At 55.0% G+C, this 13,818-nt stretch carries 13 protein-coding genes; 9 read left to right on the forward strand and 4 right to left on the reverse strand.

Going from position 1 to position 13,818, the window contains the following annotated elements; all coding sequences use genetic code 11:
• Positions 1 to 66 precede the first annotated feature (66 nt).
• Positions 67 to 963 carry a 23S rRNA pseudouridine(2605) synthase RluB gene (rluB, locus tag EH164_RS10735; RefSeq protein WP_124968204.1) on the forward strand — a complete coding sequence of 299 codons (897 nt, stop codon included), beginning with the start codon at positions 67 to 69 and terminating at the stop codon, positions 961 to 963.
• Positions 964 to 995: 32 nt separating this feature from the next.
• Here the strand turns inward: rluB and cobO are convergent, their stop codons facing one another.
• Positions 996 to 1,586, reverse strand: coding sequence for a cob(I)yrinic acid a,c-diamide adenosyltransferase (cobO, locus tag EH164_RS10740; protein ID WP_124968205.1), 591 nt, complete (start codon positions 1,584 to 1,586; stop codon positions 996 to 998).
• Entirely contained in the window at positions 1,583 to 2,338 is a 756-nt protein-coding gene (locus tag EH164_RS10745; RefSeq protein WP_124968206.1) for a YciK family oxidoreductase, read from the reverse strand. The genes cobO and EH164_RS10745 overlap by 4 nt, the downstream gene beginning before the upstream one ends.
• Positions 2,339 to 2,564: 226 nt before the next feature.
• Between EH164_RS10745 and sohB the strand changes: the two genes are divergently transcribed.
• On the forward strand, positions 2,565 to 3,611 hold the full coding sequence (gene sohB / locus EH164_RS10750; protein ID WP_124968207.1) for a protease SohB: 1,047 nt from the start codon (positions 2,565 to 2,567) through the stop codon (positions 3,609 to 3,611).
• Between the two features lie 34 nt (positions 3,612 to 3,645).
• Here sohB and EH164_RS10755 read toward each other — a convergent pair whose 3' ends face one another.
• On the reverse strand, positions 3,646 to 3,897 hold the full coding sequence (locus tag EH164_RS10755; RefSeq protein WP_124968208.1) for a YciN family protein: 252 nt from the start codon (positions 3,895 to 3,897) through the stop codon (positions 3,646 to 3,648).
• A gap of 393 nt (positions 3,898 to 4,290) precedes the next feature.
• Between EH164_RS10755 and topA the strand changes: the two genes are divergently transcribed.
• The 5 genes from topA to acnA all read left to right on the forward strand — a co-directional run bounded on the left by topA (position 4,291) and on the right by acnA (position 11,787).
• Positions 4,291 to 6,888 carry a type I DNA topoisomerase gene (topA, locus tag EH164_RS10760; protein WP_124968209.1) on the forward strand — a complete coding sequence of 866 codons (2,598 nt, stop codon included), beginning with the start codon at positions 4,291 to 4,293 and terminating at the stop codon, positions 6,886 to 6,888.
• A gap of 180 nt (positions 6,889 to 7,068) precedes the next feature.
• The gene (gene cysB, locus EH164_RS10765) at positions 7,069 to 8,043 is read left to right on the forward strand and encodes an HTH-type transcriptional regulator CysB (protein WP_023478728.1); all 975 of its coding nucleotides are present in this window, start codon (positions 7,069 to 7,071) and stop codon (positions 8,041 to 8,043) included.
• Positions 8,044 to 8,358: 315 nt separating this feature from the next.
• Positions 8,359 to 8,520 (forward strand): YmiA family putative membrane protein, encoded by a 162-nt coding sequence (locus EH164_RS10770; protein ID WP_076769923.1) that lies wholly within the window; start codon positions 8,359 to 8,361, stop codon positions 8,518 to 8,520.
• A gap of 309 nt (positions 8,521 to 8,829) precedes the next feature.
• A complete protein-coding gene (gene ymiC / locus EH164_RS22765) occupies positions 8,830 to 8,928 on the forward strand; it encodes a small membrane protein YmiC (RefSeq protein ID WP_241175026.1) in 99 nt (32 codons plus the stop codon).
• Positions 8,929 to 9,111: 183 nt separating this feature from the next.
• On the forward strand, positions 9,112 to 11,787 hold the full coding sequence (acnA, locus tag EH164_RS10775) for an aconitate hydratase AcnA (protein ID WP_124968210.1): 2,676 nt from the start codon (positions 9,112 to 9,114) through the stop codon (positions 11,785 to 11,787).
• Between the two features lie 32 nt (positions 11,788 to 11,819).
• Here the strand turns inward: acnA and ribA are convergent, their stop codons facing one another.
• Positions 11,820 to 12,407, reverse strand: coding sequence for a GTP cyclohydrolase II (gene ribA, locus EH164_RS10780; RefSeq protein ID WP_023478838.1), 588 nt, complete (start codon positions 12,405 to 12,407; stop codon positions 11,820 to 11,822).
• A 194-nt stretch (positions 12,408 to 12,601) separates the two neighbouring features.
• Here ribA and pgpB point away from each other — a divergent pair, with 194 nt between their 5' ends.
• Together pgpB and EH164_RS10790 are read left to right on the forward strand one after the other, a co-directional pair.
• On the forward strand, positions 12,602 to 13,366 hold the full coding sequence (gene pgpB, locus EH164_RS10785) for a phosphatidylglycerophosphatase B (RefSeq protein ID WP_124968211.1): 765 nt from the start codon (positions 12,602 to 12,604) through the stop codon (positions 13,364 to 13,366).
• 140 nt (positions 13,367 to 13,506) lie between these two features.
• Positions 13,507 to 13,815 (forward strand): LapA family protein, encoded by a 309-nt coding sequence (locus EH164_RS10790; RefSeq protein ID WP_023478720.1) that lies wholly within the window; start codon positions 13,507 to 13,509, stop codon positions 13,813 to 13,815.
• Positions 13,816 to 13,818: the final 3 nt, after the last annotated feature.

Raw genomic sequence — 13,818 nt, forward strand, 5'->3', positions numbered from 1 at the left:
AGACGCGGCTTAAGCCGGGCTGATGACCCTATTCGACGCCTGTGAAGGCGACATAAAGGATGCTCGATGAGCGAGAAACTACAGAAAGTGCTGGCGCGGGCCGGCCACGGCTCCCGCCGTGAAATCGAAACTATTATCCAGGCAGGCCGCGTCAGCGTTGATGGCAAAATCGCCACGCTGGGCGACCGCGTCGAGGTCACGCCGGGGCTGAAAATCCGTATCGATGGTCACCTCATTTCGGTGAAAGAGTCCGTCGAACAGATCTGCCGCGTACTGGCTTATTACAAACCGGAAGGCGAGCTCTGCACCCGTAACGATCCGGAAGGGCGCCCGACTGTGTTCGATCGTCTGCCGAAACTGCGCGGTGCGCGCTGGATTGCCGTCGGTCGTCTGGACGTCAACACCTGCGGTCTGCTGCTTTTCACTACCGACGGTGAGCTGGCGAACCGCCTGATGCACCCGAGCCGCGAAGTCGAGCGCGAATACGCCGTGCGCGTGTTTGGCGAAGTGGATGACGCGAAGCTGCGCGATCTGTCGCGCGGTGTGCAGCTGGAGGATGGTCCGGCAGCGTTTAAGACCATCAAGTTCAGCGGCGGTGAAGGCATTAACCAGTGGTACAACGTTACGCTGACCGAAGGGCGCAACCGCGAAGTGCGTCGCCTGTGGGAAGCGGTTGGTGTGCAGGTGAGCCGACTTATCCGCGTACGCTACGGCGATATTCCGTTGCCGAAAGGGCTGCCGCGCGGCGGCTGGACCGAGCTTGATCTGGCGCAGACTAACTACCTGCGTGAGCTGGTCGGTCTGGATGCTGAGACGCAATCAAAAGTCGCGGTGGAGAAAGATCGCCGTCGCATGAAAGCGAATCAGATCCGTCGTGCCGTGAAGCGTCACGCTCAGCCGACCGGCGGTAAGCCTGCCGGCGGCAATCGCCGCCCGGGTGGCGGACGCAATAAAAACGATTAATGAAAAAGGGGCTCAGGCCCCTTTTTTTATCGCTAATAATCGATGCCGATCTGCGCTTTTATTCCCGCCTCAAACGCATGCTTCACCGGCCTTAACTCGCTTACCGTATCCGCCGCCTCGAGAATATCACGATGGCAGCCACGTCCGGTAATGATCACCGTCTGCATCGGCGGCCGGTTTTGCAGGGCAGTTAACACCTTTTCCAGCGGCAAATAGTCATACGCCACCATATAGGTCAATTCATCCAGCAACACCATATCCAGCGCCGGATCGGTCAGCATCCGCTCAGCGTGCTGCCATGCTTCAAGGCAGGCGGCGGTATCGCTTTCGCGGTTTTGTGTGTCCCAGGTAAAGCCGGTGGCCATCACCTGAAATTCGACGCCCAATGGTTCAAGTAAGTTACGCTCACCGTTTGGCCAGGTGCCCTTGATAAACTGAATCACACCCACCTTTTTGCCATGCCCGACGGCGCGCGTGGCGGTGCCGAAAGCCGCCGTGGTTTTGCCTTTGCCGTTACCGGTGAAAACAATAACAATCCCGCGCTCATCCTGGGCGGCGGCAACCCGTGCATCGACGCGCTCTTTTACCTTCTGCTGGCGCTGCTGATAACGTTCATCACTCATTGGGCGATCCCCGGCTTGCGGCCCGGTTGCGCATCGAAGGTCATGCCAGTTTTGCGGCGGCTGTCATCGCCCATCAACCACAAGTAGAGCGGCATAATGTCGGCCGGGGTTTTAAGCTTCTGGGGATCTTCCGTCGGGAAGGCGCTGGCGCGCATGCTGGTGCGCGTTCCGCCGGGGTTGATGCAGTTGACGCGCAGCCGGTTTTGATACTCTTCCGCCAGCACCTGCATCATCCCTTCGGTGGCAAACTTCGAGGTCGCATACGCGCCCCAGTTGGCACGCCCCTGGCGACCGACGCTGGAGGAGGTAAAGACCAGCGAGCCGCAGTCTGATTTGAGTAATAAAGGAAGCAGTGCCTGGGTGAGGTAGAATGTGGCGTTAACGTTGACCTGCATCACTTCGTTCCAGACGGCCGGATCCTGCTCGCTCATCGGGCAGATATCGCCGAGCAGGCCGGCGTTATGCAGCACGCCATCCAGATGGGGTGTGGTGGTTGCGATTTCACTGGCGAGCTGTTGGCAATCTTCGGGGGTGCAGGTTGCCATATCGAGGATAAACCACTGCGCGGCTTGGCCTTCGTCGTTCACCTGCTGCGCGACGCGGCGCAGTTTCTCTTCATTACGACCCAGCAGAATCAGGCTGGCGCCGTGGCGGGCGTAGGTTAATGCCGCCTCTTTTCCAATACCGTCGCTGGCACCGGTGACAAGAATGATGCGACCGTTTAGCAGGTCGCGTTTGGGCTGATAGTGCACTCTGTCTCCTCAGGCCGCAGCCTGTAATCACCTTCACGTGTTGGCTTTATGCCTTAAACGTCCGGCTATTTCAATCGGTGAAGGGGAGAGTTACACACCCTTTACCTTAAGGAGTGCTAAAAAATTCAGCAACATGGCGAAGCGGCCGCACGCCTGGCGCGAGACGCGCCCGCACCGCTCATGTACACTGAGCCGATTATTGAGTGAAGTCACCGAGGTGGTATGCATGGAATTACTCTCTGAATATGGTCTGTTTTTAGCCAAAGTCGCCACCGTGGTGGTGGCAGTGGCGATCGTTATGACGCTTATCATCAATCTGCGCCAGCGCAAACGTCAGCGTGGCGAGCTGAAGATCACCCGACTCAACGAGCACTATAAAGAGATGCAGGAGGAGATGTCCGTCGGCCTGATGGATACTCACCAGCAGAAGCAGTGGCATAAAGCGCAGAAGAAAAAGCTGAAGGCGGATGCAAAAGCGGCAAAAGCCCAGGCGAAGGCGGGCGTGTCAAAAGAGCCGATCAAACCGCGCGTCTACGTACTCGACTTTAAAGGCAGCATGGATGCGGGTGAAGTACACGGTCTGCGCGAAGAGGTAACCGCCGTGCTGAGCGTCGCAACCCCGAACGATCAGGTGCTGCTGCGTCTTGAAAGCCCGGGCGGCGTGGTACACGGGTACGGTCTGGCGGCCTCGCAGCTGCAACGCCTGCGCGATAAGCAGATCCCGCTCACCGTTGCCGTGGATAAAGTCGCCGCCAGCGGCGGATACATGATGGCCTGCGTGGCAGATAAAATTGTCGCCGCACCGTTTTCCATCATTGGCTCGATTGGCGTGGTGGCGCAGGTGCCCAACTTCAACCGCTTCCTGAAAAGCAAAGATATTGATATTGAGCTGCATACCGCCGGGCAGTACAAGCGCACGCTGACGCTGCTGGGTGAGAATACGGAAGAGGGTCGGCAGAAGTTTCGTGAGAACCTTAACGAAACTCACGATCTCTTTAAAGGTTTTGTCAGCCAGATGCGGCCGCAGCTTGATATTGAGCAGGTGGCGACCGGCGAGCACTGGTACGGTAGCCAGGCGCTGGAAAAGGGGCTGGTGGATGAAGTCGGCACCAGCGATGAGCTGTTACTGGGCCTGATTCAGGAGCATGAAGCGATTGGCGTGCGTTACCAACAGCGTAAAAAGTTGCTGGAGCGCTTTACCGGTAGCGCAACAGAAAGCGTTGATCATCTGCTGATGCGCTGGTGGCAGCGCGGGCAAAAACCGATGATGTAAACAAAAACGCGAGGCTCAGGCCTCGCGTTCTTTTTTAATCGATCAGGTGGTACTTTTCAGAAAGTTCATGGGCTAAATATTTGAACATATTGAATACCGCCGTGCTTTTCCCCGTTGGCAACCCTTGCTCATCCAGGTAGTACTCTCCGCTAAACACCAGCACGCCGTTGCGCTGCGTCACACCGGTGGCCTCAATGCCCGCCAGCGTGTCGTCATGATCGCGAATTAGCTGATTCGCCAGCTCAAGCAACGCCTGACGATCGATAGGTTGAGATGTCTCGCTCATTTTCATCCTCCTCAATTTTTGTCGAAGTTTACCGCCAGCAAAGGTGAGGGGCAAATTTTCCCTTGTTTTGTGAGGGGCTTACGGGCTCGTTAACCTGGCGCGATGCGTTTTTGCATGCTAATAAAGTTGCTTAACAAATTTTATCAGGTACAGTGTGACCCTTTCGTCAATCTGGCAACAGAATTGCTTGACATTCGACCGGATTATCGTCTTGCTATACCACGCTGATATGAAAAAGCCTGAAATCTCAGTCACCTGAATGCCTCTGTTCGTGTGACCGGCAACGCCAAAGGGTTGATATCCCTTGACGCCGCCGCAATAGTGACTGTTTATCAGTGGATGTGACGCAATACGCGACGCATTTCCGGAAGAATACAATAGGTAAAGGTGAATATGGGTAAAGCTCTCGTTATCGTTGAGTCCCCGGCAAAAGCCAAAACGATCAATAAATATCTCGGTAATGACTACGTGGTGAAATCCAGCGTAGGGCATATCCGTGATTTGCCGACCAGCGGCTCAGCACCTAAAAAGAGCGCAGATTCCACCGCCACCAAGCCGGCTAAAAAGCCTAAAAAGGATGAGCGGGGCGCGCTTGTAAACCGCATGGGCATTGACCCGTGGCACAACTGGGACGCGCATTATGAAGTGCTGCCCGGTAAAGAGAAGGTGGTTTCCGAGCTGAAATCCCTCGCTGAAAAAGCTGACCACATCTATCTCGCAACCGACCTTGACCGCGAAGGGGAAGCCATTGCATGGCACCTGCGGGAAGTGATCGGTGGCGATGAGACACGCTACAGCCGTGTCGTGTTTAACGAAATTACCAAGAATGCGATTCGTCAGGCCTTTGAAACGCCTGGCGAGCTGAATATCGACCGTGTTAATGCCCAACAGGCGCGCCGCTTTATGGACCGCGTGGTGGGTTATATGGTCTCGCCGCTGCTGTGGAAGAAGATCGCGCGTGGTTTGTCCGCCGGTCGTGTGCAGTCCGTCGCCGTTCGCCTGGTGGTAGAGCGCGAGCGCGAGATCAAAGCGTTTGTTCCGGAAGAGTTCTGGGAAATTGACGCCGCAACGACAACGCCAGGCGGTGATACTCTGCCGTTGCAGGTGACCCACGAAGGGGACAAAGCCTTCCGTCCGGTTAACCGTGAGCAGACGATGGCGGCGGTCAGCCTGCTGGAAAAAGCGCGCTATACCGTTATTGATCGCGAAGATAAGCCAACCAGCAGCAAGCCTGGCGCGCCGTTTATCACTTCCACGCTGCAGCAGGCCGCCAGTACACGTCTCGGTTACGGCGTGAAGAAAACCATGATGATGGCCCAGCGCTTGTATGAAGCGGGTTACATCACCTATATGCGTACCGACTCCACCAACCTGAGCCAGGACGCGGTCAGCATGGTACGCAGCTATATCGGCGATAATTTTGGTAAGAAATACCTGCCAGAAAACGCCAACCAGTACGCCAGCAAAGAGAACTCGCAGGAAGCGCACGAAGCGATCCGTCCTTCCGATGTGAGTGTGCTGGCCGAATCGTTAAAAGATATGGAAGCGGACGCGCAGAAGCTTTATCAGCTGATCTGGCGCCAGTTCGTTGCCTGTCAGATGACACCGGCGAAATATGACTCCACCACGCTCACCGTTGGCGCGGGAGATTTCCGCCTGAAAGCGCGCGGACGTATCCTGCGTTTCGATGGCTGGACGAAAGTGATGCCTGCGCTGCGTAAGGGCGACGAAGATCGCACCCTGCCAGCGGTCAATAAAGGTGATGAGCTGACGCTGATTGAACTGACGCCTGCCCAGCACTTTACTAAACCGCCTGCGCGCTTCAGCGAAGCATCGCTGGTGAAAGAGCTGGAAAAACGCGGTATCGGCCGTCCGTCTACCTATGCCTCGATCATCTCGACTATTCAGGATCGTGGCTATGTGCGCGTGGAAAACCGCCGCTTCTACGCGGAAAAAATGGGTGAAATCGTTACCGATCGTCTGGAAGAGAACTTCCGCGAGCTGATGAACTACGACTTTACCGCGCAGATGGAAGATAGCCTCGACCGCGTCGCCAATCATGAAGCTGAATGGCGCAACGTGCTGGACAGCTTCTTTGGCGATTTCTCGCGTCAGCTGGAGCAGGCTGAGCAGGATCCGGAAGAGGGCGGCATGCGCCCGAACCAGATGGTGCTGACCAGCATCGACTGCCCAACCTGCGGCCGCAAGATGGGTATTCGTACTGCCAGCACCGGCGTCTTCCTGGGCTGTTCCGGTTATGCGCTGCCGCCGAAAGAGCGCTGCAAAACCACCATCAACCTGATCCCGGAAAATGAAGTGCTCAACGTGCTGGAAGGCGACGACGCCGAAACCAACGCGCTGCGTGCCAAACGTCGCTGCCAGAAGTGCGGCACGGCGATGGACAGCTACCTGATCGATCCGAAGCGCAAGCTGCATGTCTGCGGTAATAACCCGACCTGTGACGGCTACGAGATCGAAGAGGGCGAGTTCCGCATCAAGGGCTATGACGGTCCGATCGTTGAGTGTGAAAAGTGTGGTTCTGAAATGCACCTGAAGATGGGACGTTTCGGCAAATACATGGCCTGTACCAACGACGATTGCAAAAATACGCGTAAGATCCTGCGCAATGGCGAAGTCGCGCCGCCGAAAGAAGATCCGGTGCCGCTGCCTGAGCTGCCGTGCGAGAAATCAGACGCCTATTTCGTGCTGCGTGACGGTGCAGCGGGTGTCTTCCTCGCGGCCAACACCTTCCCGAAATCGCGTGAAACCCGTGCGCCGTTGGTGGAAGAGCTCTATCGCTTCCGCGATCGCCTGCCGGAGAAGCTGCGCTATCTGGCTGATGCGCCGCAGGAAGATCCGAACGGGAATAAAACCATCGTGCGTTTTAGCCGTAAAACTAAGCAGCAGTACGTCGCCTCTGAGAAAGAGGGGAAAGCTACCGGCTGGTCCGCTTTCTATATCGACAACAAATGGACTGAAGCGAAAAAGTAATCGCTATCAAGCACCTAGCGAGAAGGGCCGGATAATCCGGCCCTTTTTTATTATCTGTTATTATTCTTAGTTCCTCGCTATACACAGAAGCTATAAATGATATAGTGGTTATAGTTTTTCTCTTTTTTATTATCAAATCGTCTTAAGCGCTCGCCGCTTGCCTCATTCGGATGGTCTGTCATGAAACTACAGCAGCTTCGCTATATTGTTGAGGTGGTCAACCACAACCTCAACGTCTCCTCTACGGCCGAAGGCCTCTATACCTCCCAGCCAGGCATCAGCAAACAGGTGCGGATGCTTGAGGATGAACTCGGTATTCAAATCTTCGCCCGTAGCGGAAAGCATCTTACGCAGGTGACGCCAGCCGGGCAGGAGATTATCCGCATCGCACGGGAAGTGTTGTCCAAAGTGGAGGCCATTAAATCGGTAGCAGGGGAACACACCTGGCCGGACAAAGGCTCGCTCTACGTCGCGACAACGCATACTCAGGCGCGTTATGCGCTGCCTAACGTGATTAAAGGCTTTATTGAGCGTTATCCGCGCGTCTCGTTGCATATGCATCAGGGATCGCCGACACAAATCGCTGAAGCGGTCTCTAAAGGCAATGCTGACTTTGCCATTGCCACCGAAGCACTGCATCTCTATGACGACCTGGTGATGCTGCCTTGCTATCACTGGAACCGCTCGATTGTGGTGACGCCGGATCATCCGCTGGCGGCGAAGCAGTCCGTATCGATTGAGGAGCTGGCGCAGTATCCGCTGGTGACCTATACATTTGGTTTCACTGGCCGCTCAGAGCTCGACACCGCCTTTAATCGCGCCGGGTTAACGCCGCGTATCGTCTTTACCGCGACAGATGCCGACGTGATTAAAACCTATGTCCGCCTCGGTTTAGGGGTAGGGGTGATTGCCAGCATGGCGGTCGATCCCGTATCAGACCCGGATCTGGTGAAACTTGATGCTGATGGTGTTTTCAGCCACAGCACGACCAAGATAGGTTTTCGCCGCAGCACCTTCCTGCGCAGCTATATGTATGATTTTATTCAGCGCTTTGCGCCGCATTTAACGCGCGATGTGGTTGATGCCGCCGTGGCGTTGCGTTCTAACGACGATATCGAAGCGATGTTTAAAGATATTAAGCTGCCGCAGAAATAATACCGACGGGTATCTTATCGCCCGAAAAGATACCCATAATGCCGTCTAAACCTAAATTAGAATTATCATCAACTCTGATAAAATCCTTTCGCAGAGTGATTGACGTCACATTTCAAATCCGCACCGTCTCTATTTTGCGACAAACATAGAAACTAAATAGCAACTCTGCAAATTCATTACTTCAATTATTTCTTTGTTGTCAAAAGATTTAATATTTCTTTGGAAATGGTGAGTAAATTCACTGGATTTTCCGCTAAAGTTCTTTTAGGATTTGTCTCATCCCATGATTACTAATACCGATTGTTGGTGCACAGAATGATAAGCGATGTCGATTGTACGAGGTTAGCAATGCCAACAGGAAGTGAAGAGCCGCAAAGGGACCCTGAGCTGAAGCGTAAAGCCTGGCTGGCGGTATTTCTTGGCTCTGCCTTGTTCTGGGCAGTGGTTGCGTTACTGGTCTGGAAATTTTGGGGGTAAAATGGCGATAGCAGGTCGATACGAACCCGTTAAGCGAGTGTGTCAGCTTCATGACACGCCACCTAAAGTAAAAAGCAAAACAGTGACAGCTCTCCCGGCCTCCTGGAAGCTGACGCCGCAGCAGAAAGCGTTTATTGATGCCTTTGCTGAAGACGACATTAAAAAACAATAAATATACCAGCAAGATCAATGTGGGGAATTATCCCGCTATTCATTGACGTGCTCTTTTGTACTCATTAATTAATACGCAGCATAAATGAATTGAGTAAAAACTCAGTTTCGATGAATAGATTCAAGGGGTAAATTTTTATGATTAATAACCTTGGTATGAAATATTGGTCATGGCTCACAGCGTTCTCGGTTTCCGCCCTCATCTGGGGTGAACTGTTCTGGCTGGCCCTGCAGTAACGAATTGAAAAACCTCGCGTCAGCGGGGTTTTTTATTATCTCCGCCTTATCCCCGCCCGTAAGATTTTCCCTTTTGTAGCAATTTAGGGTGTTATCAAAACGTTACGATATGTTTGTGTTATCTTTAATACAGACCCTGATAAGCATCAGGGTAAAGCTATCCCTGTAATAAAGGAGGAGCACATGTCGTCGACCCTACGCGAAGCCAGTAAGGACACGTTGCAGGCAGAGAACAAAACGTACCACTACTACAGCTTGCCGCTGGCTGCGAAACAACTTGGGGATATTTCGCGCTTACCCAAGTCTCTGAAAGTGTTACTTGAGAACCTGCTGCGCTGGCAGGATGGTGAATCCGTCACCGAAGAGGATATCCAGGCGCTGGCCGGCTGGCTGAAAAATGCCCATGCCGACCGTGAGATCGCCTATCGTCCGGCCAGGGTATTGATGCAGGATTTTACCGGCGTACCGGCCGTTGTTGATCTCGCCGCCATGCGCGAAGCGGTTAAACGCCTCGGCGGCGATACCGCCAAAGTGAACCCGCTCTCACCGGTCGATCTGGTGATTGACCACTCCGTCACCGTGGACCACTTCGGTGATGACGACGCGTTTGAAGAGAACGTGCGTCTGGAGATGGAGCGCAACCACGAGCGTTACGCCTTCTTACGCTGGGGCCAGCAAGCCTTTAGCCGCTTCAGCGTCGTGCCACCGGGCACCGGTATTTGCCACCAGGTCAACCTCGAGTATCTGGGCAAAGCGGTATGGAGCGAGTTACAGGATAAAGAGTGGATCGCCTATCCGGATACGCTGGTAGGTACCGACTCGCACACCACCATGATCAATGGACTCGGCGTGCTGGGCTGGGGCGTCGGCGGGATTGAGGCCGAAGCCGCTATGCTCGGTCAACCTGTATCGATGCTGATCCCCGATGTGGTCGGTTTCAAACTGACCGGCAAACTGAGCGAAGGCATCACCGCGACGGATCTCGTCCTGACCGTAACGCAGATGCTGCGTAAACATGGCGTAGTCGGCAAGTTTGTCGAATTTTACGGCGACGGGCTGGACTCGCTGCCGCTGGCCGACCGCGCAACCATCGCCAACATGGCGCCAGAGTATGGCGCAACCTGCGGCTTCTTCCCGATTGACAGCGTTACGCTCGGCTATATGCAGTTGAGCGGACGTAGCGAAGAGCAGGTCGCGCTGGTTGAAGCCTACGCGAAAGCGCAGGGGATGTGGCGTAATCCGGGCGATGAACCGGTCTTCACCAGCACGCTGGCGCTCGATATGGGCGAGGTCGAGGCGAGCATCGCCGGGCCGAAACGCCCGCAGGATCGCGTTACCCTTAATGAGGTACCAAAAGCCTTTGCCGCCAGCAACGAGCTGGAACTTAACACCGTGCAGAAAGATCGCAAACCGGTGGGCTATGTTCACAAAGGCCATCAGTATGAGCTGCCGGATGGTGCGGTAGTTATTGCAGCGATCACCTCCTGTACCAACACCTCTAACCCGAGCGTATTGATGGCGGCCGGCCTGCTGGCGAAAAAAGCGGTAACCCTTGGGCTGAAACGCCAGCCGTGGGTGAAAGCGTCGCTGGCACCGGGATCGAAAGTGGTCTCCGATTACCTGGCGCAGGCGCGTTTAACGCCATATCTCGATGAGCTGGGCTTTAACCTTGTCGGTTACGGCTGCACAACCTGTATCGGTAACTCCGGCCCGCTGCCGGAACCTATCGAGCAGGCAATTCGCGAAGGCGATCTGACCGTGGGCGCAGTGCTGTCGGGTAACCGTAACTTCGAAGGGCGTATCCACCCGCTGGTGAAAACCAACTGGCTGGCCTCGCCGCCGCTGGTTGTCGCCTATGCGCTGGCCGGTAATATGAATATCAACCTTGCCACCGATCCGCTCGGGGTCGATCGCAAAGGCGACCCGGTCTACCTGAAAGATATCTGGCCATCGAGCGCCGAGATTGCGCGCGCTGTTGAGCAGGTATCAACGGATATGTTCCGCAAAGAGTATGCGGAGGTGTTTGAAGGCACCGACGAGTGGAAATCGATCGAGGTTGAGCGCTCCGATACCTACAGCTGGCAGGATGACTCCACCTATATCCGTCTGTCGCCCTTCTTTGACGAGATGCTGGCGGAGCCGAAACCGGTTGAGGATATCCACGGTGCGCGCATCCTTGCGATGCTGGGTGATTCAGTGACTACTGACCATATCTCTCCGGCGGGCAGTATCAAAGCGGACAGCCCGGCAGGACGTTATCTGCAAAGCCATGGCGTGGAGCGGGGCGATTTCAACTCCTACGGTTCCCGTCGCGGCAACCATGAAGTGATGATGCGCGGTACCTTTGCCAATATCCGTATTCGCAATGAGATGGTTCCGGGCGTGGAGGGCGGCATGACGCGCCATCTGCCGGGTAGTGAAGTGATCTCTATCTATGACGCAGCGATGCGTTATCAGCAAGAGGGCACGCCGCTGGCGGTGATCGCCGGGAAAGAGTATGGCTCCGGTTCAAGCCGCGACTGGGCAGCGAAAGGTCCGCGTCTGCTTGGCATTCGTGTGGTAATTGCCGAATCTTTCGAACGTATTCACCGCTCGAATCTGATTGGCATGGGGATCCTGCCGCTGGAGTTCCCGCAGGGCGTCACGCGTAAGACTCTGGGACTGACCGGGGAGGAGCGGCTGGATGTTGCCAATCTGCAAAATATCAAACCGGGTGGTGAACTGCCGGTGACCTTAACGCGCGCCGACGGCTCGCAAGAGGTGATTCCGTGCCGCTGCCGTATTGATACCTCGACAGAGCTTACGTACTACCGTAACGACGGTATCCTGCACTATGTGATCCGCAATATGCTCAACTAAACAAAAAGGCCTGCTTGTGCAGGCCTTTTTTATTACTTCAGCAGATGTCCCATCTTTTCCGCTTTCGTATCGAGATAGTGCTCGTTTTCCGGATTGCGCCCGACAATCAGCGGCACGCGCTCAACGATATTGATCCCGGCTTCGGTCAGGATCTCGACTTTCTTCGGGTTATTGGTCAGCAGACGCACTTCATCTACCGCCAGCAGTTTGAACATATCGGCGCAGAGGGTGAAGTCACGCTCGTCGGCGGCAAAACCAAGCTGATGGTTGGCTTCGACGGTGTCATAGCCCTGATCCTGCAGCGCATAGGCGCGGATCTTATTCAGCAAGCCAATGTTACGGCCCTCCTGGCGATGATAGAGCAGGACACCGCGGCCCTCTTCGGCAATGTGGTTGAGCGCCGCTTCAAGCTGGAAGCCGCAGTCGCAGCGCAGGCTGAACAACGCATCGCCGGTTAAACACTCGGAGTGTACACGTGCGAGAACGGGCAGCTGCCCGGAAATATCACCATAGACCAGGGCCACATGATCCTGTCCGGTCGCCAGTTCTTCAAAACCCACCATCAGGAAGTCGCCCCATGGGGTTGGCAGTTTGGCTTCTGCCACACGTTTAAGTTGCATGTGAATCTCCGGATTATTTGGGCGCAGCGCGCACCGTTAACCTGTAAGTTTTCTGAATCGCGCCATTTTGCCACAAGCTGCCTGACGACGCCTACATCTGCGCGGTGAATACCGCATAAACGCACAAATGCGCCGTTTCAGCGAAACTGTCATTTTTCGGTTATGATTGTGTCACTTACGCACAAGGAGATGAGATGCTGTCGATAGCTAAGCGAACAACCGCCGGCGCGGCGATTTTATTAATTATGCCGCTGGCTGTCTGGATCTCCGGCTGGCACTGGGAGCCCGGGCAAAACCACTGGTGGCTGCGCGTACTTTTCTGGATGACCGAAACGGTAACGCAACCCTGGGGCATTATTACGCACGTGGTGCTCTGCGCATGGTTCCTGTGGTGCTTACGTTTTCGCCTCAAAGCCGCATTGATGCTCTTTGTCATCCTCGGCTGCGCCATTGTTGCCGGGCAGGGGGTGAAATCCTTCGTCAAAGGGCAGGTGCAGGAGCCGCGTCCCTTCGTCTTATGGCTGGAAAAAGAGCACGCTATCCCAACCGATCAGTTCTATAGCCTGAAGCGCAAAGAGCGCGGTGCGCTGGTAAAAGAGCAGCTCGCCAGCCAGCATGATATTCCTGCTTTTTTACGCCACCACTGGCAAAAAGAGACCGGCTTTGCTTTCCCGTCCGGGCACACGATGTTTGCCGCTAGCTGGGCGTTGCTTGGCGTCGGGCTGCTGTGGCCGCGCAGAAGGACCTGGACTATCGTGATTTTGCTCGCCTGGGCGACGAGTGTGATGGGCAGCCGTTTATTACTCGGCATGCACTGGCCGCGGGATTTAGCGGTCGCGACGCTTATCTCCTGGATTCTGGTTACGCTGGCGACATGGCTGGCGCAGCGCATCTGCGGGCCGCTCACGCCGCCAGCGGAAGAGGTGCCGGAGATCGTCGAGCGTGACAGCGAGACTTGATTTCCATCATTTTGGCCGCAAATCAGAAATTAACATTATGCGTCCCCATTTCGCGGCGGGCGCTAAAATGGTAGTTTATAAGGCTTGTGGCAGTCAGTTGCACATAAATTCATCGCACGAACCACATAACGGGATGTAATGTGAAATATTTACTCATTTTTCTACTGGTGTTAGCGATTTTTGTCGTGTCGATTACGCTTGGTGCGCAAAACGATCAGCAAGTCACGTTTAATTATCTCCTCGCACAGGGTGAATATCGCATCTCTACGCTGCTGGCCGTGCTGTTTGCTACCGGCTTCGCGATCGGCTGGCTGATTTGCGGTCTCTTCTGGTTACGCGTTCGCGTCTCTCTCGCACGTGCAGAACGTAAAATCAAACGCCTCGAGCAGCAGATTGCTCCCGCCGCGGACGTTCCGGTTACGCCCGGCACGCCGGCGGTGAAGGAATAATAT

Source organism: Kosakonia sp. CCTCC M2018092, assembly GCF_003864115.1.
Lineage (GTDB): Bacteria > Pseudomonadota > Gammaproteobacteria > Enterobacterales > Enterobacteriaceae > Kosakonia > Kosakonia cowanii.

Coding starts and splice junctions, on each gene's coding strand:
- rluB (WP_124968204.1), top strand. CDS start 67: ATGAGCGAGAAACTACAGAAAGTGCTGGCGCGGGCCGGCCACGGCTCC.
- cobO (WP_124968205.1), bottom strand. CDS start 1,586: ATGAGTGATGAACGTTATCAGCAGCGCCAGCAGAAGGTAAAAGAGCGC.
- sohB (WP_124968207.1), top strand. CDS start 2,565: ATGGAATTACTCTCTGAATATGGTCTGTTTTTAGCCAAAGTCGCCACC.
- EH164_RS10755 (WP_124968208.1), bottom strand. CDS start 3,897: ATGAGCGAGACATCTCAACCTATCGATCGTCAGGCGTTGCTTGAGCTG.
- topA (WP_124968209.1), top strand. CDS start 4,291: ATGGGTAAAGCTCTCGTTATCGTTGAGTCCCCGGCAAAAGCCAAAACG.
- cysB (WP_023478728.1), top strand. CDS start 7,069: ATGAAACTACAGCAGCTTCGCTATATTGTTGAGGTGGTCAACCACAAC.
- EH164_RS10770 (WP_076769923.1), top strand. CDS start 8,359: ATGATAAGCGATGTCGATTGTACGAGGTTAGCAATGCCAACAGGAAGT.
- ymiC (WP_241175026.1), top strand. CDS start 8,830: ATGATTAATAACCTTGGTATGAAATATTGGTCATGGCTCACAGCGTTC.
- acnA (WP_124968210.1), top strand. CDS start 9,112: ATGTCGTCGACCCTACGCGAAGCCAGTAAGGACACGTTGCAGGCAGAG.
- ribA (WP_023478838.1), bottom strand. CDS start 12,407: ATGCAACTTAAACGTGTGGCAGAAGCCAAACTGCCAACCCCATGGGGC.
- pgpB (WP_124968211.1), top strand. CDS start 12,602: ATGCTGTCGATAGCTAAGCGAACAACCGCCGGCGCGGCGATTTTATTA.